The sequence below is a fragment of the Micromonospora sp. NBC_00617 genome, assembly GCF_045161355.1.
Classification (GTDB): domain Bacteria; phylum Actinomycetota; class Actinomycetes; order Mycobacteriales; family Micromonosporaceae; genus Micromonospora.
The window spans coordinates 167,834-182,313 of the sequence record NZ_CP107751.1 but is presented as its reverse complement, the minus strand read 5'-3'; the positions used below and the strand labels follow the sequence as shown (position 1 = coordinate 182,313).

The following is a 14,480-nucleotide window of genomic DNA, read 5'->3' as shown; positions in this document are numbered from 1 at the left end:
CGGCCGGCAACCGGGGCTCAGAGGTTCGCCATCACCTCGCTGGCGACGAGGTCGAGATGGTCCAGGTCGGTCAGGTCCAGCACCTGGAGATAGAGCCGCTGGCTGCCGATCTTCGCGTACCGGCCGATGGTGTCCAGGATCTCGTCGGGCGTGCCGGCGAGACCGTTGGCCCGCAGCTCGTCCGGCTCGCGGCCGATGGCGGCGGCCCGGCGGGTCACCTCGGCGTCGTTGCGCCCGCAGCACAGCACCAGGGCGTTGGACCAGACCAGGTCGCCCGGGTCCCGACCGATCTCGACGCACGCCGCGCGCACCCGCTCGAACTGCGCCGCGGAGTCGGCCGTCGAGGCGAACGGCAGGTTGAACTCGTCGGCGTAGCGGGCGGCCAGCCGGGGCGTGCGCTTCGGGCCCATCCCGCCGAGCAGGATCGGCGGGCGGGGCTGCTGCACCGGCTTGGGCAGGGCCGGGGAGTCGCTGACCGGGTAGTACCGGCCAGCGTGGCTGAATTGCTGCCCGGCCGGGGTGGACCACAACCCGGTGATGACCGCGAGCTGCTCCTGGAGCCGGTCGAACCGCTCGCCGAGGGCCGGGAACGGAATGCCGTACGCGGTGTGTTCGTCGGCGTACCAGCCGGTGCCGATGCCCAGCTCCACCCGGCCGCCGCTCATCTGGTCGACCTGCGCCACGGTGATCGCCAGCGGGCCGGGGAGCCGGAAGGTCGCGGCGGTCATCAGCGTGCCGAGCCGGATGCGGCTGGTGTCCCGGGACAGGCCGGCGAGGGTGGTCCACGCGTCGGTGGGGCCGGGATCGCCGCTCACCCCGCCCATCTTGAGGTAGTGGTCGGACCGGAAGAACGCGCCGAAACCGGCGTCCTCGGCGCGGCGGGCCACCGCGAGCAACTGGTCGTAGGTGGCGCCCTGCTGGGGCTCGGTGAAGATCCGCAGTTCCATGGTCCGAGCATAGGTAGCCATTCCCGGTGCCGCTCCGGGACCGCCCGGCCTCCTCATATAACTTGACAGACATATGACGGAGAAGACATATTGGGTAGGTGTCCACCGACGCCTTCACCGTCCTCGCCGAGCCCACCCGACGCCGGATCCTCGACGCGCTCCGCGACGCCGACCGCAGTGTGGGCGAGCTGGTCGACGGGCTCGGGGTCAGCCAGCCGGCCGTCTCCAAGCACCTGCGGGTGCTCCGCGAGGCCGGCTTCGTCTCCTGCCGGACCGCGGCCCGGCAGCGGATCTACCGCCTCGAGCCGGGCCCACTGCGAGCGGTGGACGGCTGGCTCGACCCGTACCGCCGGCTCTGGACGCGGCACCTGGACGCCCTCGAACGGCACCTCGACAGTCAGGAGCAGTGAATGAACCGCGACGCATTCCGCCCGAGCCCACCCGCCGAGGTGCGCGCCGAGTCCACCGACGGCGGCGCCGTTCTGGTCTTCGTCCGTGACCTGCGGCACCCGCCGGCCACCGTGTGGGCGGCGCTGACCGACCCCGCACAGCTCGCCCAGTGGGCCCCGTTCCTCGCCGACCGGAACCTCGGTGACCCCGGCGCCGCCGTGCTCACCCTGGTCGACGGCGAGACCACCGCGGAGCAACCGGCGACGGTACGCCGGGCCGAGCCGCCACACCTGCTGGAGTACACCTGGGGGGACGACCTGCTGCGCTGGGAGCTGAGCCCGCTGGGCGCCGGAACCCGGCTCACCCTGCGGCACAGCGTCGCCGAGCGGGGCATGCTGCCGATGGTCGCGGCCGGCTGGCACCTCTGCCTCGACGTGGCCGACCGGCTGCTCGACGGCGACCCGGTCGGCCCGATCCGGGGCGCCGAGGCCAAGGACTTCGGCTGGGCCGAGCTGCGCGACACGTACGCCGAGCGGTTTGGCGCGGCGGACTGACCGACGACGCCGGGACCCTCAGACGTACGGCCGGGTGGCGTACGCGGCCCGCAGCGCCGCCAGCCCGGCCGCCTTGGGAACCAGGGTGCCCCACCCGGAGTTGAAGTAGTTGGTCCGCGCGATCCACGGCCCCCGCTCGGCGTTGAGCTGCCCGATCGCGGCGGGAACGGTGGCGATCCAGGCGGCCTGGTTCGGGATCTCGGCCACCCGCACCCCGTACTCCGCGATGATCACGGGTCGGGACAGCGCTACCGGGCCGAGATCGGCCACCGCCCAGTCCTTCGTCCGGCGGAAGCGGGCCAGCGCGGTCTGGCCTGCGGCGGTGGCGTAGGCGTTCCAGTGCAGGAAGTCCAGCCGCGACATCAGCGACTCCGGGTGGGTGCGCTGATAGCAGGCCCGGTCGAAGCCGCCCACCCCGACCGAGAAGGTGGTCCCGGGGGGCGGGGTGCGGGCCTTGAACCAGGTGAGGATGTAGTTCACCGCCTGCACTGCCCGCCAGTCGGACCCGGCCCAGGTGTACGCCTTGCCGCTCTCGGTGGTACCGAACTCGTGGTCGGTGTCCAACTCGGACGCGATCTGGATGTTCACCCCGAACCCGAGCGTCCGGTACTGGGACAGGGCCCGCGCGAACAACCCGTCGCACTCGCCGCCGACCACCTGGTTGTACCCGTACGCCTTCGGCCAGGTGGTGCCGGGGCGCTGCTGGATGGTCATCGCCGGCGCCGGCACGGTGTAGGAGACGCCGTCCACGGTGAAGGTCTGCGGCCCGGCGTTCGGAGCACCGTAGTGCTTCAGCTCCAGGACCATGTTGATCTGCACCCCGGCCTTGCCCAGTTTGATGAGCCACGGCCGGTTGTAGCCGGGAAAGATGTACCCGTCGGCGAAGCTGCGGTACTGGGTCAGCGAGCGGAAGTTGCCGCCGGCCATGTCGGCCGTCGGGTCGGCGCCGCCGGACAGGTAGTAGCCCCCGAGGACCGGTTGGCTCACGGTGTCGGTGACCCGGGGCATCACGCCACCGCCGGGTACACGGCGAGCGGGTCGATGACCACGGTGGCGGTCGCGGTAGGAGTTGCCATGACAGGCCAGCCTTTCTGATGAGGTTGCCGGGGCCGGACGCGCGGGTGAGCGACACCGGACCGGGCGGGATCCCCGGTGTGTGAGGGCCGGCGGGGCACGTGAGCGGCGCGGCCGGTGGACGGCGTCGCCTGACCGCCGTGTCCGCGCCGACGCGGCCGGGCTGGGTGTGGGCGGCACCGGCACGGACGATGCTGTCCGTACCGGGCCAAAGGACTGGGGTGTGGCCCGACATCCGTCCGCCTCTCCGCCTGCCCCTAGCGTGCTCCACCAGGGGCTTCACCGTCCTGTCCGGTTGGCGACAACCGTGCAGGGCCCGGCGGGCGCGTGACCTGCGCGACCGCCCGACACCACGGCGCGGCGTACGGCGAAGCCGCGGACACATTCGTAAACTTGCACGGCAACTCGGCGGGAATGTGACGGTTTGCTCTGCGGGTACCATGCGGTCGTCTCCGTCAGGCGCGACCGAAAACGTCCTGGTGTCGGCCCTGGAGATCGTCGCCAACCGTCGACGCACCCGGCAGTTCCGCTTCCACCCCGCGACGGCGACGACTACCGGGACATCGCCGAGCAGGTGCCCGGCCCGAAGCGGGTCCTGACAAGCGCCCACAGCACGGGCGTCGTCCCCACCGCCGAGAGCAGCCAGCTGCGTGGCCAGCGCGTCCGCTGCGTCGTGTCGCCGACAAGCTACGTCCTCGGTCGGGACCTGCGCCGCTGGTCGTTCGACTTCCTGGCCCGGCACGCCCGGACGGCGGCCATGTACAACGGTGCGTCGCTGGGCCTCGCCGACGACCTGCCGACCGGCGCCGACGATGCGGTGGTCACGCTGCGGCCGGCGCAGTACTTCGACTTCTTCTGCAGCAACCTCCTCGCCCCCTACGACGTCTACGAGGCGGGCCGGAACACCCTCGCGATGCGCGGACGGGACCTGCTCCTCGACCATCGCAGCCGGCTGGGCGGGTTCGCCGACAGCCGGCTGGCGAACGTCGTGGGAATCTCCACCCTGGCGTTCACCATCGACGGGCAGCTCCTGCTCGTCGCGCAGACCCGGGACAACGTGGGCAGCCCCGGGCTGATCGCCCCCACGGGTCCGGCTCGCTGGAGCCGCAGGACGCGTCGGCGGGGGGGGCGCCGCGCCCAGCCTCCAGGAGGTCATCGTCGCTGGCGCGCTCCGGGAGCTGCGCGAGGAGTGCCACCTCGAACCACACGAGATCGCCGAGAGCGCGGTCCTCGGCTTCGGCCGGTGGATGAGCCGCGGTGGCATGCCCGAGTTCTGCACGGTCACCCTACTCAAGGTCACGGCCGAGCAGGTGCTGCGCCGGGCCGTCCGCTGGACCGAGCGGCCGTACGTCGGTGAGGTGCTGGCCGTGCACGTCCCGCCCACCTCCGAGTGGGATCCCGACGCCCCGCTGGCCCTGTTGCCCGCCGAGAACCGCCACAGCGCCTCATGGCCGCTGGCGTTCAGCCTCTCCTGCCTCACCGACTGCATGACCGACGAGACGTGGCCGCAGCGTTCAGCCGTGGCAGCGGTCGTCGACCAGTGACCGCCCCCGGCGCTCATGGGCCTAATTCCTAGGCGACCAGTGCTGTCAGCTCGGGCAGGACGACGTCTCCGGGCACGTCCGCCGGTGCCCTTGGCAGGGTTGCCGTGGGTCGGCACACTGCCTCTCGTGACGACACCGACCCTGGCGGCGGAGAAGGTCCACGCGTGGCCGCGCGCCCTCGTGCTGGCGGCGCTCGTGGCCGCCACGCTCCTCGCCGGTTGGCAGTATCAGACGGAGGGCGACACCGTGGCCTTCCGGGTCTCGTGGATCCCGGTTGCCATCACCGCCGTACCCCTGCTCTTCCTCCGGCGTGGACTGTTCGCCCGCGCCTGTCTCGTCGTTGGCGTCGTGGAGTTCGCCCTGGCTCTCCAGGGTGTGTTCACCTGGCTCCTGCCGGCCGTGCTGATCCTCCTGGCCACGACGGCGGATCCGCGTCGGTCGCCGTGGCGGGCTCGGCTGTCGGTGCTCGTCGGCACGGCGCTGGCCGTCGTCGCGATCGTGGGGTCGGCCGGCGCGGTGCACCGCACGCTGACGTCCCCACCGGCCGGATTCGTCGTCCACACCGATGCCGCATCCGGGGCGACCCCGACGGAGGCGGAGCACATCGTCCGGGGCGCGGACGGCACGGTGGACTCCCGCATCAACGGCTTCCACATCACATACCCGGTCGACGGCGAAGGGCCGACCGTCACCGTCGAGTTCACACCCGGCCTTTCGAGGACCGCGCAGGAAGGGCTGCGCCGCACCTTGGCGGAGGCGCGCGGGGTGTCCAAAGTCTGCTCCTGGTACCGGGACAGCCACGTCCGTTCCGCCTGCTGAGGTCGGGGCGAGCGGTCCCGGGATCGATCCCGGCCCGGCCCGTGAGCCGGGCCCGGACGCGGCTACTGTCGACCCATGCCGCTGCGTCCGGACGAGGTCGAGGTGTTCGAGCGCGCCCGGGCCCGCCTGGAGGCGATCGCCTATCGACTGCTGGGCTCGGCGAGCGACGCCGAGGACGCCGTCCAGGACACGTTCCTGCGCTGGCAGGCCGCCGACCGGGAGCACGTCGAGACGCCCGAGGCGTGGCTGACGAGGGTGCTCACCAACCTGTGCCTCAACCAGCTCACCTCGGCGCGCGCCCGGCGGGAGACGTACGTGGGCACGTGGCTTCCCGAGCCGGTCCTCGCCGGGGACCGGATGCTCGGCCCGGTCGACACCGTCGAGCAGCGCGAATCGGTCTCCATGGCGGTGCTCACCCTCATGGAGCGGCTGTCACCCAACGAGCGCGCGGTGTACGTGCTGCGCGAGGCGTTCGGCTACCCGCACGGTGAGATCGCCGAGATCCTCGGCGTCAGCGAGGCGAACTGCCAGCAGATCTACCGGCGTGCCAGGCAGCACGTCACCGCCGGCCGGGCCCGCGCGGAGGTCGACGACGCCGCCGCGCGCAAGATCGTCACCGAGTTCCTGACGGCCGCCAACAACGGCGAGATTCAGCGGTTGGTGGAGTTGCTCACCGACGACGCGACAAGCGTCGGCGACGGCGGCGGCAAGATCCCGGCCCGCACCACCCCGATCACCGGCGCGCTGGCGGTGGCGAAGTTCCTGCGGGGTCTGTTCCGGCCCAGCGACGTCAAGCGGAACCTGGTCAGCGGCAGGCCCGCCCTCTACGCCGAGGTCGTCAACGGCGGCCCCGCGGTGGTGGTCGTGACCGGCCAGCAGGTCGTCGGCGTCATGTCCCTGGAGGTGACACCCGACGGTGTCGCGGCCATCCGCGTCCAGGTCAACCCCGACAAGCTCGAACGCGTCACCCGCCAGTGGTCCACCGCCGAGCACCCCGAACCGCTCCTGCACGTCTGGTGACCCAGGTCATAGCCGCCTCCTGTCAGTAATCGCGTCGCCGTCCGGTTCAGGAAGCGACCATCCACCGAGACAGGAGTGCCGCCATGAAGCACCGCATCGTCGTCCTCGGAGCCGGCTACGCCGGAGCGATCGCCGCCGGCCGCCTCGCCCGGCGACTGCACCCCGACGACATCGAGATCACCGTCGTCAACGCCGACGCCGACTTCGTCGAGCGGGTCCGCATGCACCAGCTCGCCACCGGCCAGGACCTCAAGCGCCACGAGCTGAGCCAGGTGTACGCGGGCACCGGCGTGCGGCTGCGACGGGCCCGGGTGACCGCCGTCGACGTCGACCGCAGGACCGTCGCGCTGACCGACGAGCGCGGCGCCGACGAGATCGCGTACGACACCCTCGTCTACGCCCTCGGCAGCGCCGCCGCCGACCACGGCGTGCCCGGTGTCGCCGAGCACGCGTACGACGTCGCCGGCCGGCCGTCGGCGCTGCGGTTGCGTGACCGTCTCGCCCGGCTCGCGGCCGGCGCGACCGTGCTCGTCGTCGGCGGGGGCCTCACCGGCCTCGAAGCGGCCACCGAGATCGCCGAGGCCCGGCCCGACCTCGACGTCGCGCTCGCCACCCGCGGCGGCCTCGGTGACTGGCTCAGCGGGAAGGCGCGACAGCACCTGCGGGGCGTCACGGCCCGGCTCGGCATCACCGTCCACGAGCACACCGACATCGCCCGGGTGGAGGCGACCGGCGTCGTCACCGGCGACGGTCGGACGATCCCGGCGCAGGTGACCGTGTGGACGGCCGGCTTCGCCGTCCACCCCATCGCCGCCGCCACGACCCTGACGGTCGCGGCCACCGGGCAGATCGTCGTCGACGACACCATGCGCTCCGTCTCGCACCCCGAGGTGTACGCCGTCGGCGACGCCGGACTCGCCGACGGGCCGGGCGGCAAGCCCCTGCGGATGTCGTGCGCCTCGGGAGTCCCGATGGCCTGGCAGGCCGCCGACGCCATCGCCGCGCGCCTGACCGGTCAGGTGAAGATCCCGAAGGCCCCGCTGCGCTACTTCAACCAGTGCATCAGCCTCGGCCGCCGCGACGGCATCATCCAGTACGTGACCGCCGACGACCGGGCCAGGCCGTCCCAGCTCACCGGGAGGCTGGCGGCCCGCTACAAGGAGGTCGTGTGCAGGGGCGCCGCCTGGAGCATCTCCCACCCGATCCCCTACCCGGTGCGCCGCCGCCGCGTCACCGCCACCCGGACGGAGACCGCCGCGACGGTGTCGTGACCGGGTGGCGCGCAGGTCCGCGATCCGCAGGGAGGCGGCGATGGAGACCGGCCGGGTACTGCCCTACCCCGGGTCAGGCGCTCGTTGGTGAGCGTCCCGCAGAGTTGGCCGACGACCTCCCGCCCGGCTCCGTCTCGCCAACTGAGCGTGACGCGACCTGCAACAGGAAAGGTGGCCATTCAGCTACCAAGAGTTAGCGGAAGAGGCGTGCGCCATGGTCACCCCTCCACAGTTGACTCCTCGTGCGCACAGTGGTCTATCGGTAACTTTGCGACGTGTTCCCAGTGCAATCCCTTGATCAGTGATCTCTGCCAAGATTACGCGCAGTGAGGCATCTACATTCGCTTGTCGCCACGGATAGTAATTGGCGGACCGAGGCGACAAGGGAGAACGATGAACGAGACGTTGGCGGCACCGCTCTCCGGTTACGGAGTGTTGGCTCTGGCGCTGGCCGTCGCCGGCCCGGTGGCAGGGCTGGTACGGGCCTACCTCGCGTACCGAACACGCCTGCACGAGGAACGCGAGGCGTCGAGACGTGCCGCCACCCGGATGGCTGGCCTGACCGACCTGGCCGAGGCCGGCCGACACGTCGTGCGAATCGTGGAACGTGATCGTGACGGGCAGCGCGAGGTGGACCTGGACGGCTGCGGCGGGGTGCGGTGCGCGAGCCACCGGGAAGTCGCGTGATCGGGATGGAGGGCACCGCAGCCCGGATGCCGGAGCCAGCCGACAGTGCGGCGGCGCGCGAAGCGGAGGCTGCGCGCTGCAAGGCCGAGCATGACCGGGAGTTTGCCACCTTCGCGGAAACGGGGTATCACATAGTCGAACGAATTCTCCTGGCGGGATGTCGGGACCGCGAGCTGGTTCAGGACGCCCTCAACGACGCGTACCTGCACGGACGCGTCCAGTGGCCGAAGATCCGAACCCACGCCAAGCCGATCGGCTGGCTGATCGTCACGGCCCGGAACAAGATCCGCAAGGAGCAGCAGCGGCGTCAGCGCGAAGCGGCGGTAGCGCCGGAGGACCTCCCTCCGGTGCTGCACGGAGGCGCCGCCGACTCCTGGGAAGCAGAGGAGTTGCTGCGGAGCTGGCTGCACCAGCTACCGTCGCGACACGCCGAGGTGTTCGAGCTGGAGCGCGCAGGCTTCACCAATCACGAGATCGCCCGCCTCATGGGGTTGGCCGAGAGCAGCATCCGCTCGTACAAGCTCGCCGCGAAACGGCGGCTCCGTGAACTGGCCCAGGAAGCTGGTTACGACAGCCGCAGGCGCCCGGGAGGCAGTCGTGGATCTCGATGACATTCTGAAGCTCGCCGAGACGAGGCCGCCCAGCCCGCTGGAGCTCGCCCGCGCGCGTCGCGTCGCACGGGCGGTCCAGAGCCAGTACGACCTCTCCATCGCCGAGGGTTACGAGATCATCTCCGACACCGACGTCGTCGACCCGCTGACCACAGAGGTCGACGAGGCGACCAGGATCGCGCGCTCCGCGCAGTTGGCCAAGCTCGGAACGATCACCTGGTCGTGTGGCATCGGTAAGAGCGAGGCGTTCGCGCGGCTCGTCTGGTCCGACGAGATGGCGATGATCTGGGGACATCCGCCGGGAACGCTGCGTCTCACTCCACGGGTACTCGCCGACCTCGTGCACCCTGCGGACGTGGACTTCGTCCGCGACGTCGTTCGGAGGGCGTGGGAGCGGCGGAGCCCGGAAGAGGCCACGTTCCGAGTGATACAGCCCGGAGGCAGTGTCCGTCACCTGCACTGCCACATCGAAATCCTCACCGCCGCAGGCAAACCGACGGGGATCATCGCCACCGGAGAGGACGCCACGGCATTCGAGCTGGCCCGGCAGGAACGCAGTCGCCTGTCCACCCGGAGCCGGATGCTCTGTGCCGACCTGGCGGCGCTCGACACCGCGACCGGCCTACCGACCCGCAGCTACCTCATCGACGAGATCGACCAGGCCCGCCGTACCACCGGCGGGGCCCTTGTCGTCGTGGCGACCGAGCCCACCACCCGACTGCCCGATGCGATCACCGACGAGAATCACGACCAGCTGACCGGAGAGGTGGCACGGCTCCTGCGCACGATGGTTGGCGACGAGGTGGTCTGCGGGCTGGTCGGCCCCGGTCTCTGGGCCGTGCTCGTGGCACCGGCGAAGGAGAAGCACGCCTCTGATCCGGGAAACCTGGCTGCCAGGATCGTCGACACCTTCCGGCGGCACTTGTTCAGCGTTCAGCACCGGACGGTGCGTCTGAGCACGTCGGCGGGACTGGTTCATTTCGGCAGTGACGCCACGGCCACCGGGTTCGACCTGCTCATCGACGGCGAGCACGCCGCCCGCGACGCGCGACGCAACGGCCTGCCGGTCTCGGTTCTCGACCGGCCTGTCACGGACGCGGATCGCGTGGACCGCTGCCGAGCCCGGGTACGGCATGCCGTGTCGGCCAACAGGTTCGCCCTCTACGCTCAGCCCATCGTCGACCTCGGCCTCAACGAGGTCACTCGCCACGAGATCCTGCTGCGAGTTCGCAGCGACGCCGGCGAGCCCATGGCGCCGTGGGCCTTCCTCGAGATGGCCGAGCGCGTCGGCGAGATCCTCACCGTGGACAAGTGGGTCATCGACCACGCCCTCGAACTGATCGGCCGGGGGGCGCAGACCTCCCACTATCAGGTCAACATCTCCGGCAAGTCCCTCGCCGACCCCGGACTGCTCACGTACGTCACCGAGGCGATCCGCCGTCACAAGGTCAACCCTGAGTGTCTGACCTTCGAAATTACCGAGACCACCCTCATCGAGAACCGGAACGGTGCCCTGGCCTTCGCCACCGGCATCAGGCAGATCGGCTGCCAACTCGCACTTGACGACTTCGGTACGGGATACGGTGCCCTCGTCCACCTGAAGTTCCTGCCGGTCGACCTCGTCAAGATCGATGGTGTGTTCATCGTCGATCTTTGCCGGTCGCCGGCGGACCAGGCCGTCGTGTCGACGCTGGTAAACCTCTGTCACACGCTCGGCATCCGGGTCGCCGCCGAATATGTCCAAGACGAGTCGACGCTGACTCTCTTGAAGAGCTGCGGAGTCGACTTCGCTCAGGGATATCAGACTGGAAGGCCAGAACCGATAGCGGTGAACGTGGAGCAACAGGTGCGAACGATCGAGTTCGAGCTCCGGCTCCCTCCGCAGCACACCGCCATGGGCTGACGTTCTCGGCAGGGGTTGACACTCGACGGCGCGATGCCGCCCCGTGCGGATCGGTGTGTACCGGTCCACCGGGGCGGCGGATGAGCCGATCAACGCGGTCCGCGCTCAAGGCGTGGCGCACAGCGCCGTGTCGACGCTCTCGTTCACGTCGGCGAGCATCTTCTCACCGGTCGGCAGACCGGTCACGGCGACGACGGCGCCGCGGCCGTCCTCGGTGACGAGGTTGCGGGTCTCGAAGCCCTGGATGTCGCCGCCGTGACCCCAGGCGTCGCCGCCGCAGGGCAGCTCGTGCCGGGCGATGCCCAGCCCGTACTCGTACTCGCCGGTCGGCTCGAAGCCGGGCGCGGGCACGGTCGTCATCATGGCCGCCTGCTGCGCGGGTTTGAGCAGCCGGCCACCGACGAGGGCCTCGAAGAAGGTCCGCAGCTCGTCCGGGGTCGAGACCAGTTGGCCGGCGGCCCAGCCCAGAGACGGGTCCATGTCGGTGACGTCCACCCACTGGGCGCCCGGGGCCACCGCGACGTAGCCGTGTGGGTGCGTGCCCCGCAGGCGCTGCTCCCCGACGCCCGGCCAGTACGTGTCGCGCAGACCGAGCGGCCTGATGACACGGTCGGTGATCTCCTCACCGATGGGGCGTTCGGTGACCTGCTCGACGATGAGCCCGGCGAGGACGTAGTTGGTGTTGCTGTACTCCCACTTCGCCCCGGGCGCGAAGTGCGGGGCGTTCGTGAGCGCGGCGTCCACGAGCCGGCGCGGCTGGTAGTACGAGTGACTCTTGTCGACCAGGTCCTGCGGCTGGGTGAACAGCACGTCGTCGTAGTCGGGCAGGCCGCTCGTCTGCTGCAGCAGCTGGCGTACGGTGATCGCGCCGCCGTCGTTGCCGTTGCCCCGCACGACGCCGGGCAGGTAGTGCTCGACCGTGGCGTCCAGGTCGATGCGGCCCTCCCCCACCAGTTGCAGGACGACCACGGCGGTGAAGGTCTTGGTGTTGCTGCCGATGCGGACCCGGCCGTCGCGGGGAGCCGGACCGTGCGAGCGGAGGTCGTTCACGCCGGCGGTGTAGTCGCGGACGCGTCCGCCGGTCCCCCGCACCGAGGCGAGCACGCCGGGAAAGCCGTCCTCGCTGACCAGGCGGTCCAGTTGCCGCTGCACGGCGTCGCGTGGGCCGGCGGGCCGACCGGATTCGGCGGCGGCGAACGCCGGAGGGCCGGTCAGGACGGCGACGGCGGCCAGCGTGCCGGCGGCCGCCCGCAGGGTCCGGCGGCGGGTGGACGTGCGCTCGTGCAGCTGCATGACGGCTCCTCGGTATCGGACTTCCTTGACGCCATCAATGGTTCAAGGATTCCGACGTCGGGACGATCCCTCCTGCTGCCCTCCTGCGGTACAGCCTGCGCTACCCCGTTGCGGAGCGGAAAGCGGTCAGGTCGACGCGGGAGGCTCCAGATCCCGTCGGCTGAGGGCGGCGCGCAATACCAGCCCCTCGGCGGCGAGGTTCTCCCGCCCGCCCTGCTCACGGTCGATCGCGCACACCACTGTTTCGATCAGCGCGCCGCTGGCGCGCAGTTGCCGGCACGACGCCAGCAGCGCCCCGCCGGTCGTGACCACGTCCTCGATCACCACGACGCGCCGGCCGTCCACCGGGCCGCCCTCCGCCGCCTTGCCGGTGCCGTACTCCTTGGCCTGTTTGCGAACGAAGACCGTCGGCAGCCCGGTCAGCTGTGACATGACGGTGGCGATCGGTATGCCGCCCATCTCCATCCCGGCCAGCACGTCGCACTCGGGCAGCAGCGCGACCATCGCCTGGGCCACGTCGCGCAACAGGTCGGGCTGCCCCTCGAACAGATACTTGTCGAAGTACTCGGGGCTCACCTGACCGGATCGCAGTCGGAACGACCCGGTCAGGTGACAGGCTTCGTACACACGACGCGCGAGTAAGGACGGCACGCCCTCCAGCCTCGCATCCCGGCTGACGCGGTCAGTAGCTGACCCGATCCCGCTCCGCGTCGACCGACCCGGTCGACGCGGAGCGGATTCATCGACCGCTAGAACCCACTCCACGGGCGGGCCGAGCACTTCCAGGTCTTCCCGTCGTTGTGCGAGACGCAGACCACGATGACCTTCCCGAGGACGGGCAGCCCGACGGTGAAGATGTGGATCCTCGTCTTCAGATAGGGGACGCCCGACTTCTCGGCGACGTCGCCCAGCGCCCACCCGGCGTCCGGCCCCGGCACGCTCGCCACCCGGCGCAGCGAGTCGACGTCCTTGCCGTCGAGCAGCGTCTCGATCTCCCCCGCCGACGGCTCGCCGTCGCCGGTCAACGTGTCGACTGTGTACGGCCCCTCGGCGGCGACGCCGTTGGCCTTCTCGAACGCCGCCTTCAGCCCGCCCACCGTGATGTCGCCGCCGAAATCGAGGGTGAGAGTCTGGTCGCCCTGACGCGACAGGATGCACTCCCAGACGGACTTGCCCGAGGCCATGCACATGGTCAGGCACCACTCCCGGCCCTCGGGCGCGGACGAGGCGAACAGCAGGGAGGTCGCCGTCCCGCTGTCACCTCTGCCGTCGTACACGCCGTCGGCCAGGTCGGCCATGGTCGTGCCGAGGATCTCCCGGCCGCCCGGCATCGCGCCCACGACCGTGACGCCGTCGACCTTCTCGCCGGCGACGAGCGCCGCGAGCTGATCGGCGGTGAGATCGCGGCCTCCGGTGTCGACTGCCAGCACCGTGTCCAGATCGCCGACGGGCCGACCGGTCAGGTCCTCGAACTGGCGCAGCATCATCCCCGGAGCACCGGGCTGGTCGGTGACCGTCGTCCGGGCCGCGTCCTCGGCGGCTTGCGACGGCGCGTACGAGGCCACCAGCCCGACGACGAGCGTAGCGGTGACGACGGTGGCGCGCCTGGCGATGTCCCGCAGAGCTGTCGGGTTCGTACGGGCTACCAGCGACATGTGATCACCACGCCCAGGCCGTTGGGAGAGGGTCCCCAGCCGCAGTGCCGGTCGATCCACTCACCGATCTCGCCGATCGTGTCCGCGACCCATGAGAGCGCCGACTTGATCGCGCCCCAGAGGCTGAAGTAGACGACTGTGGTCTCGGGTGTGCCGCCGGCCTCGTCGATGACGTCCTTCGCCGACGAGGCGCGGTCCGGCTTCTCGATGGTCTTCAGCACGCGTACGCCGGTGGTGTCCTTGCCGGCCAGCAGCGCCTCGACCTGCTCCGGGGTCCGCTCCTTGCCGTCGTCGACCGCCACGATCGCGCGGTCGATCAGCACCTTCCCGCTGCCGGTGACGGCCTGGGCGATGGCGGCGATCTCGCCCAGTGTGAGGTCGTTGCCGAGCGCGGGCCCGGTGAACCGCCGGACCGAGACAGTGCCGGACGGATCGACCCAGATCGCGTCGGCCACGATCATGTCGTCCGCCCCGAACGGGTCCCAGGCGAACGTCCACTGCCCGGCGACGCAGCGGAACTGACCGTGCTCGCGCCCCTCGGGTTCGGTCTCGGCGCGGATGATCCCGCCGCGCTCGTCGAGGTACTGGACCAGACAGTCGGTGCCCTTGGTCGGCGGCTTGTCGGTCTGGGCCACGGCCGCGGAGGACGTGGCCAGCGCCATCGCGCCGACCACCCCCACCACCGCGAGGTTGCGTGCCAAGCGACTCATCG

At 70.8% G+C, this 14,480-nt stretch carries 15 protein-coding genes; 9 read left to right on the top strand and 6 right to left on the bottom strand.

Features of this window, described 5'->3' with window-relative positions; translation table 11 throughout:
- Positions 1-17: 17 nt before the first annotated feature.
- Complete coding sequence (locus OG505_RS00890; protein ID WP_405430278.1) at positions 18-947, bottom strand: LLM class F420-dependent oxidoreductase; 930 nt, start codon at positions 945-947, stop codon at positions 18-20.
- A 98-nt stretch (positions 948-1,045) separates the two neighbouring features.
- Between OG505_RS00890 and OG505_RS00885 the strand changes: the two genes are divergently transcribed.
- Positions 1,046-1,357 carry an ArsR/SmtB family transcription factor gene (locus tag OG505_RS00885; RefSeq protein WP_405430277.1) on the top strand — a complete coding sequence of 104 codons (312 nt, stop codon included), beginning with the start codon at positions 1,046-1,048 and terminating at the stop codon, positions 1,355-1,357.
- The gene (locus OG505_RS00880) at positions 1,358-1,891 is read left to right on the top strand and encodes an SRPBCC family protein (RefSeq protein ID WP_405430276.1); all 534 of its coding nucleotides are present in this window, start codon (positions 1,358-1,360) and stop codon (positions 1,889-1,891) included.
- Positions 1,892-1,909: 18 nt separating this feature from the next.
- On the opposite strand, the gene OG505_RS00875 is transcribed toward OG505_RS00880, so the two are convergent.
- A complete protein-coding gene (locus OG505_RS00875) occupies positions 1,910-2,899 on the bottom strand; it encodes a hypothetical protein (RefSeq protein WP_405430275.1) in 990 nt (329 codons plus the stop codon).
- Between the two features lie 1,328 nt (positions 2,900-4,227).
- Here OG505_RS00875 and OG505_RS00870 point away from each other — a divergent pair.
- The 7 genes from OG505_RS00870 to OG505_RS00840 all read left to right on the top strand — a co-directional run bounded on the left by OG505_RS00870 (position 4,228) and on the right by OG505_RS00840 (position 10,820).
- Positions 4,228-4,509 (top strand): hypothetical protein, encoded by a 282-nt coding sequence (locus OG505_RS00870; RefSeq protein ID WP_405430273.1) that lies wholly within the window; start codon positions 4,228-4,230, stop codon positions 4,507-4,509.
- A 126-nt stretch (positions 4,510-4,635) separates the two neighbouring features.
- Positions 4,636-5,328 carry a hypothetical protein gene (locus tag OG505_RS00865; RefSeq protein WP_405430271.1) on the top strand — a complete coding sequence of 231 codons (693 nt, stop codon included), beginning with the start codon at positions 4,636-4,638 and terminating at the stop codon, positions 5,326-5,328.
- A 75-nt stretch (positions 5,329-5,403) separates the two neighbouring features.
- A complete protein-coding gene (locus OG505_RS00860) occupies positions 5,404-6,348 on the top strand; it encodes an RNA polymerase sigma-70 factor (protein ID WP_405430269.1) in 945 nt (314 codons plus the stop codon).
- A gap of 83 nt (positions 6,349-6,431) precedes the next feature.
- Positions 6,432-7,619 (top strand): NAD(P)/FAD-dependent oxidoreductase, encoded by a 1,188-nt coding sequence (locus OG505_RS00855; RefSeq protein ID WP_405430268.1) that lies wholly within the window; start codon positions 6,432-6,434, stop codon positions 7,617-7,619.
- Positions 7,620-8,012: 393 nt separating this feature from the next.
- Positions 8,013-8,306, top strand: coding sequence for a hypothetical protein (locus OG505_RS00850; protein ID WP_405430267.1), 294 nt, complete (start codon positions 8,013-8,015; stop codon positions 8,304-8,306).
- A gap of 5 nt (positions 8,307-8,311) precedes the next feature.
- Positions 8,312-8,917, top strand: coding sequence for an RNA polymerase sigma factor (locus OG505_RS00845; RefSeq protein WP_405434319.1), 606 nt, complete (start codon positions 8,312-8,314; stop codon positions 8,915-8,917).
- Positions 8,850-10,820, top strand: a complete 1,971-nt coding sequence (locus tag OG505_RS00840; RefSeq protein WP_405430266.1) for an EAL domain-containing protein — start codon at positions 8,850-8,852, stop codon at positions 10,818-10,820. Before OG505_RS00845 ends, OG505_RS00840 begins: the two co-directional genes overlap by 68 nt.
- 105 nt (positions 10,821-10,925) lie before the next feature.
- Here the strand turns inward: OG505_RS00840 and OG505_RS00835 are convergent, their stop codons facing one another.
- The 4 genes from OG505_RS00835 to OG505_RS00820 all read right to left on the bottom strand — a co-directional run bounded on the left by OG505_RS00835 (position 10,926) and on the right by OG505_RS00820 (position 14,478).
- Positions 10,926-12,113, bottom strand: a complete 1,188-nt coding sequence (locus tag OG505_RS00835; RefSeq protein WP_405430265.1) for a serine hydrolase domain-containing protein — start codon at positions 12,111-12,113, stop codon at positions 10,926-10,928.
- 126 nt (positions 12,114-12,239) lie between these two features.
- The gene (gene pyrE, locus OG505_RS00830; RefSeq protein WP_405430264.1) at positions 12,240-12,764 is read right to left on the bottom strand and encodes an orotate phosphoribosyltransferase; all 525 of its coding nucleotides are present in this window, start codon (positions 12,762-12,764) and stop codon (positions 12,240-12,242) included.
- 98 nt (positions 12,765-12,862) lie between these two features.
- On the bottom strand, positions 12,863-13,768 hold the full coding sequence (locus OG505_RS00825; RefSeq protein ID WP_405430262.1) for a hypothetical protein: 906 nt from the start codon (positions 13,766-13,768) through the stop codon (positions 12,863-12,865).
- On the bottom strand, positions 13,756-14,478 hold the full coding sequence (locus OG505_RS00820; RefSeq protein ID WP_405430261.1) for a hypothetical protein: 723 nt from the start codon (positions 14,476-14,478) through the stop codon (positions 13,756-13,758). Before OG505_RS00820 ends, OG505_RS00825 begins: the two co-directional genes overlap by 13 nt.
- Positions 14,479-14,480 lie beyond the last annotated feature (2 nt).